This window comes from Scytonema sp. PRP1 (assembly GCF_036697665.2).
GTDB classification, from domain to species: domain Bacteria; phylum Cyanobacteriota; class Cyanobacteriia; order Cyanobacteriales; family Nostocaceae; genus Kalymmatonema; species Kalymmatonema gypsitolerans.
This window is the reverse complement of record NZ_JBAHYJ020000122.1, coordinates 1-11855: the sequence shown is the minus strand read 5'-3', so window position 1 is coordinate 11855 and position 11855 is coordinate 1. Positions and strand designations below refer to the sequence as shown.

Sequence of the window (11855 nt, the reverse complement as noted above, 5' to 3'; positions counted from 1 at the left end):
TTGCGTTACCTCGCCAAGTGCCTTCTCACTTTTCGCTGACAAGGTCAGAAGATGCAATTGACGTTCAATTTTATCTTCTTTTTGAATTTTGAATTTTGAATTTTGAATTGCTGGAGGTGCCTCTTCCAAGACTATATGAGCGTTGGTACCACTCAGCCCAAAGGAACTGACTCCTGCCAACCGCCGCTTTTCTCCTGAAAACCAAGGTATCGGCGACGTTGGCACCTTCACTGGCAGCTCATCCCAGTTGATGTAAGGACTCGGCTGTTTGAAGTGCAGGTGAGCTGGAATTTCGTTGTGTTGCAGGGAAAGCACCACCTTAATTAAACCTGCGACTCCTGCTGATGCTTCCAAGTGACCGATGTTGGTTTTCACCGAACCAATGATCACAGGGTTGTCTTTTGCTCGCCCTTCACCCAGCACAGCTCCTAAAGCTCTTACCTCAATCGGGTCTCCCAAAGGCGTTCCCGTACCATGAGCCTCCACATAGTTTATTTCCGACGGCTCTACCTTCGCGTTCTTGAGTGCTTGGCGAATCAGCACTTGTTGAGCTGAGCCATTGGGAACCGTCAAACCACTACTGGGTCCATCGTGGTTCATTGCTGAACCCCGAATCACAGCTAAGATGTTGTCCCGATCTGCTTCAGCATCCGAGAGACGCTTGAGGACTAATATCCCACAGCCCTCGCCTCGAGTAAAACCATTAGCTGCGGCATCGAAGGTCTTGCAGCGACCATCAGGGGAGAGGGCATGAGACCTAGATAGAAAAATATTTGCTCCTGGTGACAACATCAATTGTACGCCGCCAGTCAAAGCCATATCGCACTCTCCCGTGCGGAGGCTTTTACAAGCTAAATGGATAGCCACCAACGAAGAAGAGCAAGCAGTATCCATAGATACGCTTGGACCTTGTAGCCCTAGAATATAAGACAATCGACCAGACGCAAAGCAAAAGCCATTACCCGTGCCGTCATAAACGCTGATACTTGTAGGGTCACTGGAAAGTTGCAATTGTCCATAATCATTTTGACCGATTCCTACGAAAACGCCAGTTCGGCTACCAGCTAGAGACTTTGGTGCAATTCCAGCTCTTTCCAAAGCTTCCCAGCTCACCTCTAACAGTAACCGCTGCTGCGGATCTATGCTCGCCGCCTCCCGAGCAGAAATCCCAAAAAACACGGGGTCGAACTGGTCTACCTGTTGTTGCAGAAATCCACCCATACGGATGTACATTTTCCCTTGGGCATCAGGGTCTGGGTCATAGTAAGCATCAATATTCCAGCGGTCACGGGGAATTTCTACAATCGCATCTACACCATCACGCATGAGTCTCCAGTAACTATCTGGATCGTGAGCACCCCCTGGGAACCGACAGCCGAGACCAATAATTGCGATCGGCTCTGTTTTTGAACGCTCAACCGCCTCAAGTTTGGTTCGCGCTTCCTTCAACGCCAGAAGAAGTCGTTGCGATTCAGATAATTTTTCTACTCTCTCAGAAATGTTGCCCATTTCAGTTCCCCCTCACCAAATTTTCTAGTTTTGCGAGTTCCTCCGCAATTGACGCTTCTACTCCATCATCGGAAAGCTGTTCTACCTCTGACAAAGCCTCGGCTTGCTCGTCTTCGCCTTTAGGTAACTCCGTCTCATTTGCCGCAGGGACATCCCAATCCATAACTTCCCTAACCAGATATCCGGCAACATCTTTAATCGTCGGGTATTCAAAGGTTAAAGTCACTGGAAGAGAAGCACCAAAACTAGCTTCCAAACGGTTCTTGAACTCGACCGCCATCAAAGAGTCCATACCCATGTCAAAAAAACCTTGTTGCGGATCTGGCAAATTGGATGGCCCAAGCATCAGTACCTTGGCGACTTCTCCTTGAATGTAAGCAGTTAAGACAGAGAAACGTTCGCTTGATTGGTGCTGTTTTAACTTTTGTAAAATCTCACTTTCCCTCGCCTTTAACTGTTGAGAACCTAGCGCGGCTCCTTCTTGTGAGAATACTTGGCGGCTCAACTTCGAGAGAAAAGGAGATTTAGCAGCGACCTGATCCATTTGCAGAAGCTGTGACCAGTTTATTGGAATTGCCCAAACACTAGGTGAGTTTTGGCGTAAAGCACGGCTCATTGCTTGCAGTCCCTGCTCGGGGGTAATACTTCCAATTCCGAAGCGTGCAAGTCGCTCGTCGTTGCGAACCCGTGCAGCCATACCCACCTCAGCCCAAGGTCCCCATTCAATGCTGACTGCTGGCAACCCTTGAACTGTACGATAATCAGCAAGAGCATCCAAAAAGGCATTGGCAGCACTGTAATCTCCTACTCCCCGACTCAGTAAGCCCAGTTGGTGCGTTGCCGAAGAGAAAAGTATGAAAAAGTCTAAATCGACTTTTTCAAAAAGGCGGTGCAGAAGCCATCCTCCCATCACTTTTGGACGCAACACCTGATTCGCTCGCTCAGCATCCAGTTCTACTAATAATTTTCCTCCCGGTATACCTGCCATGTGTACCACACCTCGAACTGGTGGACAACCTTGGTCTTTCAGTGTTTGTAGCATTTCGGACATTTCTGTCTCATCTGCTACATCTGCTGAAGCGAGATATACACTGGCTCCTTGGGCTTCCAAGTTCAGAATAGCAGCTATTTGGTTAGCTATACTACCTTCTTCTACCTCACTCCAAGTTGAGCGTGGAGGCAAGGGAGTACGTCCTAATAAAATGAGATGCCGAGCACCTTGTTCTACCATCCATTCAGCGACTTGAAGCCCTATACCCCCTAACCCTCCAGTGAGTAGATAACTGTAATCGTTGCGCCAGCTAAAGGTCAGCGCATTTTCTACTGATTCGCGCTTTTGTACGAGACGGGGAACATAAGGCTGTCCATGACGGAAAACAAGTTGATCTTCTACGTCCTGAGTGCAAATGACGTTCAGCAATTGAGACGCTGTTTCATCTTCTGTCGCCTGAGGATCTAGGTCTACCATTCCTCCCCAGATATCTGCATGTTCTGTAGCACAGGTTTTACCTAAACCCCAAAGTGGTGTCTGGGCGATCGCTGGAAGTGAAGACTCTGTACCTATTGACTGAGCACCTTTAGTAACAAGCCATAAACGAGGGGGCACGGTTTGTTTAACATTGCTTAGTGCCTGGAGTAGGCTCAATACACTACTAACTCCCAACACTTGGCTCGTTTCCAAAGATGAAGATGTCATCTCATCAGAAAAAGTTTCATTGAGACTCCACAAATGGATCGCACCTTTGCACAACGGTTGATTCGGTTCGAGTACATTCTCAATGAATTGATGCATCTGCTCTGGACGATTTGGGTCGATCCAAAATTGTCCCTGTTCTGAAACCTGGTATTTACTTGAGGAAATTATAAAACATGTTTCTCCGCGTGCTGTCAGAAGTGCTGCCAGTCTCTGCCCAACACCACTGCTATCTGTAAATATTAACCAACTCCCTGGCTGTTCTGGTTGCGGGTTGTTGCTTTCTAGTAGTGATGTTGGTTCCCATTGCACTTCATAGAACCAATCGTTAAGGTTTTCTTGAGTGGTCAGTTGTTTAGGAGTTTCAGTTCGCCGTAGCTGTAAACCAGAGGCTTTGACCAGCATTTTTCCTTGGCGATCGCGGATGTACACGTCTCCCACTAACTCGTCCGCACTATTGCTCACCGATGACCGCAGAACCGCGTGGCTCCATACCTCTTTGTCAATTGGATCGTAAACTTGCAAACTGCGAAGACCAGAAGGTATGTAAAGCGTACCTTCATTATTAGAGGAATTGTAAGTTGGTAATGCTGCTCCTAACACCTGGAAACAAGCATCCAAGAACGCCGGGTGGATTTTGTAAGCATCTGCTGATGGTGTGAGTTCTTCCTTAAGCTGCACTAGCCCTAGGGCTTCCCCATCACGTCGCCAGATGTGTTCTATACCCTGAAAACTTCCTTCCAACTGAACCCTGTGTTCGTGCAACTTGTGATAAAATTCCGAACCAGGAATTTCTTCTTGACATCGAGCTTGGATTTGTTCTGGTAGCTCTAAAGTAGGATTAGCACCATTACTAGCACCATTTGTTGAAGTCTCCGAAAAACTCAAATCTCTAGTCAAGACTTCGGCTACAGTTGAATGACCATTGAGCGGCGATTGCGCAAAGTCTAATGCCAAAGGCGATCGCTTTTGTTCGACATTGTAACGTTCTTTTAGTTGATTTAAATAAGGTAGATGCTTCAGAATTAAATCTGCGTTCGGTCCAAAGTCAAGCAGACAGGCAGCTTCATTCACACCTATATTATCTAATTGCTCCAGCAAATCAACACAGGTTTCTGGTGTTCCGATGAGTCCTCTAGAAGAAGCAAATCTTTCAAATAAGAAATTAACAAAATCATCCAGGTCTTTTGCAGACATGGCAGCGATATTTACGCTGTGACCTCTACTGCTGCCAAGGTTGTTAAGTAAACCGATGTTCGACTTGAGATATTCGCAGTAGGGTTTGCGAACCAGCTCGCGGACGACATTCATGTCCTCTCCAACAAAGGTATGCAACATTACCGTCACCACACCTGTTTCCGGAGCGTGTCCGTGGTTTGCCCGTGCTTGACGATAAAGGGCAATTTTTTCGCCTAACTGTTCAATGGTCTGATCTAAAAGATGAGTTAAAAGATTGGCACCAATCTCCCCAGCTTTAATAAAAGTTTGGGGGTTTCCAGAAGCTGTGAGCCAAACAGGCAATTTTTTTTGAATTGGCGTTGGGTAGATCCGGATGTCAATCTGGTTACCCTTGCCATTTGTTGCCGAGATGGATTCCCCCTGCCAAAGTTTTTCTACAATCTCGATGCCAGAAAGCATTTCTTTATGGCGGTCTTGATATCTTTCTGGAAAGAAAGCAAAGTCATCAGGGTTCCAGCCAGGAGCAAAGGAAATTCCTACCCGACCTCCCGACAAATTATCGACAACAGCCCACTCTTCCGCAATCCGGATGGGATTGTGTATTGGGGTGACCACACTGCCAGCTTGCAAGCGGAGGTGCTTAGTTTCCCTTGCTAGTGCCGCATGCAGCACTGCTGGGTTTGGGTAAAGACATCCAAATTCAGTAAAATGTCGTTCTGGTACCCACAAACTAGAAAAGCCGTGTTGGTCTGCAAATTTAGCACTCTCAATAACCAGATGATATTTATCTCCGATTAAAGCCTCTTCACTACTGGCAAAGAACATTAAGCCAAACTGCATAATTTTTTCTCCTGTTCGTTACTGTGAGCAATTTTTGCAGTTGCATGCAATGTCCACTTTTTAGAGGATGGTTCTCCATCTGTTGGGCGGCTGTAAACTTGAAAAGATGCTAAGCCATCCCCATCAGTAGTAAGGATAATTTGAACGGTTTGAGTGCCATTCTCAGGGATGAAGAGTACATTGTGCAGTTCCAGATCTCTAATTTGGTGAAATCCCCCAAAAGCTTCTTCGCAAGCAACCAAAGCCATTTCTGCGTAAACCGCGACAGGGACAACTGCGGCTCCCAGGAGTCGATGCTGCGTGAGATAAGGGAGGCGGTGCCTATCAAGCTCAAGTTCCCAAAAGTAACTGTTGGGAAGATGCGCAATTGTTTTTAATTGAGAACCTAAAAGCGGATGTTTCGTGGTATCATTTGCGTTTTGGGCTGCTTGCAGACGGTGCGAGTTTTTCTCAACTGGTTTTGTCTCAATCCAATAGCGCGATCGCTCCCAAGGATAAGTTGGTAGGCTAACTCGTTGTCCCAAATTCTCTTGGTAAAAACTAGACCAGTCTACGTCTGCTCCGCGCACGTATAGCTCCCCTAAGCTTTGGAGTAATACCTGCCAATCTTCGTGTCCTGGGCGTAAGGAAGGCAGCCAAACTCCCACCTCTTCGCTTAAGCAGTTGCGCCCCATCCCCAACAACGTTGGTTTTGGTCCTATCTCCACAAACACCTCATAACCACTCGCATGAAGTGTGTTGATACTTTTAGCAAATTGTACACCAGAGCGCAAATGACGACACCAGTAATCAGGTGATATCTCCTCGAATGTCAGTTGAGAACCTGTAAGGTTGGAGATGATGGTCATTTGGGGAGCGGCATACTTGATTGTAGCTGCTACTTCACCCAATTGAGCAAGTATCGGCTCCATCAACGGTGAATGGAAGGCATGGGAGGTTTGTAGTTTTTTGGTCTTTATTCCTGCTGCCTCAAGCTCATCACAAATTGCTTGAACTGCCTGTGCAGAGCCAGAAATCACCGTGTTTGTCGATCCATTAAATGCTGCAAATGCTACTTTTGTTTCATCTATTTCAGTAACTGCACGTATAGAAGTTTCATCAGCAAACACTGCCACCATCTCACCACCAGTTGGTAGACTCTGCATTAGGCGGCTTCTGTGGGCAATCAGCTTCAGCCCATCCTCCAAACTCAAGACTCCGGCAACAGTGGCAGCGACGTATTCCCCGACACTATGACCCATCACAGCATTAGGATGAATCCCCCAGGATTTCCACAGTTGCACCAAAGCATACTCTATGGCGAATAAGGCAGGTTGAGTGTAAGCGGTTTGGTCTAGTGGTGAACTTTCCCCTGGTTCGGGATACAGCACTTGCAGTAGTGACTGCCCTAAGTATGGACGCAGAATTTCATCGCACTGATCAAGGGCGGCGCGGAAAACCGGCGCACTTTCGTACAGTTGGCGTCCCATACCCACATATTGAGACCCCTGACCAGTGAAAAGAAAGGCTACCTTGGGCAAACTGCTGCTATGTCCCTGAAATACCTGTGCTGTTTCCTGTCGGCTAGAGAAGTTTGCTAGCTGTTCACGCACTTGTGCGTTGTCCGAGGCAACCAAAGCAAGGCGGTGGTTGAAATGAGTTCGACCCGCATTGGCTGTATAACAAATGTCTTTTATATCTAACGACTGATTGACAGCTAGAAAATTTTCATACCGAAGTGCTAACTGCAACAGCGCCTCTTGAGTCTTTGCCGATAGCGTTAGTAGATCAGATCTTGGTTCCACGGACGCTTTGACAGGTTCTAATATCGGTGCTTCTTCCAACACTATATGAGCGTTGGTGCCGCTCATCCCAAAGGAACTGACTCCTGCCAACCGCCGCTTTTCTCCTGAAAACCAAGGCATCGGCGACGTTGGTATCACCACTGGCACTTCATCCCAGTTGATGTGAGGATTCGGCTGTTTGAAGTGCAGGTGAGGTGGAATCTCCTTGTGTTGGAGCGAAAGCACCACCTTCATTAAACCTGCGACTCCTGCTGCTGCTTCCAAGTGACCGATGTTGGTTTTCACCGAACCAACTACCAAGGGGTTGTCTTGAGAGCGTCCCTTGCCAAATATGGTTGCTAAGCTCTCCACTTCAATTGGGTCACCTAGTGCTGTTCCTGTGCCGTGAGCCTCTAGATAACTTACCTCAGAAGGTTCTACCTTAGCGTTTTGTAGAGCCTTAAGAATGAGTTTTTGCTGAGCTAGACCATTTGGAACTGTCAAACCTGTGCTAGGTCCATCGTGGTTAATTGCTGAACCTCGAATCACAGCTAAGATGTTATCTCGATTTGCTACAGCATCCGATAGGCGCTTGAGCACCACCACTCCGCAGCCCTCACCTCTACCAAAGCCATTGGCAGCTGCATCGAACGTCTTGCATCGACCGTCTGGAGAGAGAGCGTGTGTCTTAGACAGAAAAATGGTGATTTCTGGCGATAAGATTAACTGTACACCGCCTGCTAAAGCCAGATTGCACTCTCCTGTACGCAGGCTTTGGCAAGCCAAATGAATGGCAACCAACGAAGAAGAGCAAGCGGTATCAATCGCCATGTTGGGACCTTGTAGCCCGAGAACATAGGACAACCGACCAGACGCAAAGCAAAAGCCATTCCCAGTTCCGCTGTAAGCGTCGATTTGTGTCGGATCATCGAACTTCAATTGTGCGTAGTCATTTTGTCCAATGCCCACAAAAATGCCGGTTTGACTGTTATCTAACTGGTTCGATGGCTGTCCGGCATTTTCCAAAGCTTCCCAACTTACCTCCAGTAACAAGCGCTGCTGGGGGTCTAAGTTGATTGCTTCCCGAGGGGAAATCCCAAAGAACGCGGGGTCGAACTGATCTACGTTATCTACAAAACCCCCAGTCCGAGCGTACATTTTCCCCGGTGCATCAGGGTTTGAATCGTAGTAAGCATCAGTGTTCCACCTTTGGGCTGGCACCTCAGCGATGGTGTCTACACCTTCATGCAATAGCTGCCAGAATGCCTCCGGGTCATTGGCTCCCCCAGGGAACCGACAACTCATGCCGATAATGGCAATTGGCTCTGTTTTTGCATTCTCAATCTCAGCAAGTTTGGATTTCAATTTCTGCACTACAAAAAGCGATTGTTGCAGTGGAGAGAGTTCGTTAGTATTTGACGGGGACTGACTCATACAAAAAGAAATCCTCCTTAGCGATACGCTTCAAATTCTTGAGAAATTAAAACCATCACCTCGCTCTCAGAAAGTTGTTTAAGTTCTTCTAAAGAAGTGGTCAGTTCTTCTTGACTTTCCAGCAAATCCTGACTTGCTTGAGCAGAAATTTCTAGGGACAAAACTTCTTGAGATAGGTATTGGACAAGGGCGTTAATGTTGGGATAGTTAAAGACTAAAGTTGACGGAAAGAATCGCCCGAAATGGTTCTGCAAGTGGTTTTTGAACTCAACTGATGTCAGAGAATCCATACCCATATCGAAGAAGTTTTGTTTTGGATCGGGCAATTGAGATGGTGGAAACTTCAGAACCTTGGCGACTTCTCCTTGAATGTAAGCAGTTAATAGGGAGAGGCGATCGCTTGCCGGAGCCGCTTGTAATTTTTGTAGAATATCAGACTGTGGCACCGATGCCAAATCTGTTTCTGCCTGGGTTTTTGTCTTACCAAACAATTCAAAGAACAACGGCGGCAGTTGACCACCTAGGCTTAATTGCTGCCTCAACACTGACCAATCGATTGGCAGCACCCCAACCTGTGAACTAGCTTGTCCTAGTACCTGTTTTAGCACCTGCAATCCAAGATCTGGAGCGATGCTAGAAAGTCCCATCGCGTTAGCAGCTTGCTGATGGTTTGCCAAGCTTGCTGCCATCCCCACCTCGGCCCAAGGTCCCCAGTTAATGCTTAATCCTGGTAGTCCTTGCAAGCGGCGATGATGAGCCAAAGCATCCATAAAGCTGTTGGCTGCTGCGTAATTTGCTTGACCTGCTGAGCCAAGTAATGAAGCTGCTGAAGAAAATACAACAAAGAAGTCTAACGGTAGACCATCGGTCAAGGTGTGTAGATTCCAAGCCCCTCTTACCTTGGGAGCCATTACTCTACTAAAGCGTTCCCACGACTGCTGTTGCAAGATGCCATCATCTAAAACTCCGGCAGCATGAACAATTCCTCGCAACGGTGGCATTGTTGCCTGAACTGTCTCAAGCAATCTCATCATATCCGCTTCATCGGATACATCTACCTTTTGGAGGAATATCTTAGCTCCTAGTTGTTCCAATTCCCTCAGGGTTGATTGTGCTTCATCTTTTTCAGTGTTGCGCCCAGTGAGCACCAATTGTCTCGCCCCCTGCGACACCAGCAGGTGGGCTACTTTTAGTCCCAAAGCACCCAAACCTCCAGTAATTAGGTAAGTGCCATCTGAGTGCAGCGTCACTTGTTTGGATTCTTCGTGTTGTTTGGGCACTAAGCGAGCGACATAGCGTAAGCCGTTGCGAAAGGCAATATGGTCTTCCCCAAAAGAATTCTCTATTTCTGCTAACAACTCTGTTGCTTCAGAGGCTGTGTATTCGGGAGCTAAATCGAGCATTCCGCCCCACAATTCTGGGTGTTCCAGCGCTACGACTTTGCCTAACCCCCATAGAGGCGCTTGCGCCACCCCAGGAAGCTCTGAACCGATTGGTACCGCTCCCCGTGTCACTAACCACAACCGAGGTGAGGGGGAAGCAGATGCGAAGTCCAGTTTCTTTATTAGAGCTTGCAGCAAATGCAGCACGCTCCCAACACCGAAGGTCTGAGCCTGTTCTAAAGAGGAGACTGTCAGATCCCAAGCTAATTCTGCCTCTAAACTCCACAGGTGGACAATCCCCTGTAAAGGTCGCTCCATTCCTAAAACCTTTTGGAACAGAAATTCAAAATCTACTGGGCTATAAGGGTTGATGCTCCAAGTTTCGCCCTCTTTGATGTTATAGCTATTCCCTGGATAAACTAAAATACACGTCTGACCCCGCGATCGCAAAAGTTTGGCTAGGGTTTGTCCCACACCTTCCAAGTCAGCAAAAATTAGCCAAGTACCAGCTTTGCGAATCCCGTTCTTCTGTAGAGACGCGCCATTTCTCGTCTCTACATCACGCGGTAACTGGTGCCACTGTATCTCATAGAGCCAATCTTTTGTTAGCAACTGTTGGTCTTGTTTGATTAACAGTTGCAATAGTTTGGGCAGTAATTCTAACTCATTTTCTGAAAGTTCTCCTGCCTTTTCTAAATTTTGGACTAGCTGTTGAGTATTTCCTTGGCTCAAGAGTTTCATGATGGGGCTTTGAATCTTTTCTTGGAATAAGCCGCCTGCTTGTGAATGCTCGTTTTCGCCGATATTCACCCAATAACGCTGTCGTTGAAAGGGATATGTGGGCAACATCACACGCCGACGCCCGTAGTATCGGTCAAAGCCCGACCAGTCTACATCTGCTCCACGCACATATAGTTCCCCTAAGCTTTGCAGTAATACCTGCCAATCTTCGTGTCCTGGACGCAAGGAAGGCAACCACACTCCCACCTCTTCTGGTAAACAATTCCGCCCCATCCCCAACAACGTTGGTTTTGGTCCTATCTCCACAAACACCTCATAACCACCCTCATGAAGTGTGTTGAGACTTTTGGCAAATTGTACAGGACAGCGCAAATGACGACACCAGTAATCAGCCGATATCTCCTCGAATGTCAGTTGAGAACCTGTAAGGTTGGAGATGATGGTCATTTGGGGAGCCGCGTACTTGATTGTAGCTGCTACCTCACTTAATTGAGCGAGTATCGGCTCCATCAACGGTGAGTGGAAGGCGTGAGAAGTTTGTAGTTTTTTGGTCTTTATTCCTGCTGCCTCTAAGTCAGCACAAACTGCTTGAACTGCCTGTGCCGAGCCAGAAATCACCGTGTTTCGCGGTCCATTAAAGGCTGCAAATCCTACTATTGTATCATTTATTTTACTAATTTCACGTATTTCTTTTTCCGAAGCAAAGACTGCCACCATTTCACCACCAACAGGTAGACTTTGCATCAGGCGGCTTCTGTGGGCTATCAGCTTCAGCCCATCCTCTAAACTTAAGACCCCAGCGACAGTGGCAGCTACGTATTCTCCGACACTATGACCCATGACGGCATCAGGATGAATGCCCCAGGATTTCCACAGTTGCACCAAAGCATACTCTATGGCGAATAGGGCAGGTTGAGTGTAAGCGGTTTGGTCTAGTGGTGAGTTCTCCTCTGATTTGGGATACAACACTTGCAGTAGTGACTGCCCTAAATATGGACGTAGAATTTCATCGCACTGGTCTAGGGCGGCGCGGAAGACGGGCGCATTTTCGTAGAGTTGGCGTCCCATTCCTACATATTGAGAGCCTTGACCAGTAAATAAAAAGGCTATCTTCTGGCGCTTGTTGCTTACCTGACCGTTCACCGAGCTGCCGTCCCTGCTATCGGCAAAAGCACTAAGTGCCTCTTGCAATTGCACGCTAGATTCGGCAACTACAGCAAGGCGGTGGTTAAAATGCGTACGCCCTGTATTAGCTGTATAACAAACATCCGCCAAAGAAACTTCAGGATGATTTGCTAAGAAATCAGCATAACG

At 47.4% G+C, this 11855-nt stretch carries 4 protein-coding genes; all 4 read right to left on the bottom strand.

What is annotated here, in order from left to right; translation table 11 throughout:
- The coding region (locus V5G28_RS32305; RefSeq protein ID WP_332990008.1) for a type I polyketide synthase at positions 1 to 1509 on the bottom strand (1509 nt) is incomplete at its 3' end.
- A gap of 1 nt (position 1510) precedes the next feature.
- Positions 1511 to 5221 (bottom strand): type I polyketide synthase, encoded by a 3711-nt coding sequence (locus tag V5G28_RS32300; protein WP_332990006.1) that lies wholly within the window; start codon positions 5219 to 5221, stop codon positions 1511 to 1513.
- Positions 5206 to 8418: a type I polyketide synthase gene (locus V5G28_RS32295; RefSeq protein ID WP_332990004.1), complete on the bottom strand. Its 3213-nt coding sequence runs from the start codon at positions 8416 to 8418 to the stop codon at positions 5206 to 5208. Before V5G28_RS32295 ends, V5G28_RS32300 begins: the two co-directional genes overlap by 16 nt.
- A 17-nt stretch (positions 8419 to 8435) precedes the next feature.
- Positions 8436 to 11855, bottom strand: a 3420-nt coding sequence (locus V5G28_RS32290; protein WP_336231516.1) for an SDR family NAD(P)-dependent oxidoreductase, incomplete at its 5' end; no start/stop codon positions are given.

Bases quoted from the DNA above. Each gene is read 5' to 3' on its own strand.
- V5G28_RS32300 (WP_332990006.1), bottom strand. From the start codon at position 5,221: ATGCAGTTTGGCTTAATGTTCTTTGCCAGTAGTGAAGAGGCTTTAATC.
- V5G28_RS32295 (WP_332990004.1), bottom strand. From the start codon at position 8,418: ATGAGTCAGTCCCCGTCAAATACTAACGAACTCTCTCCACTGCAACAA.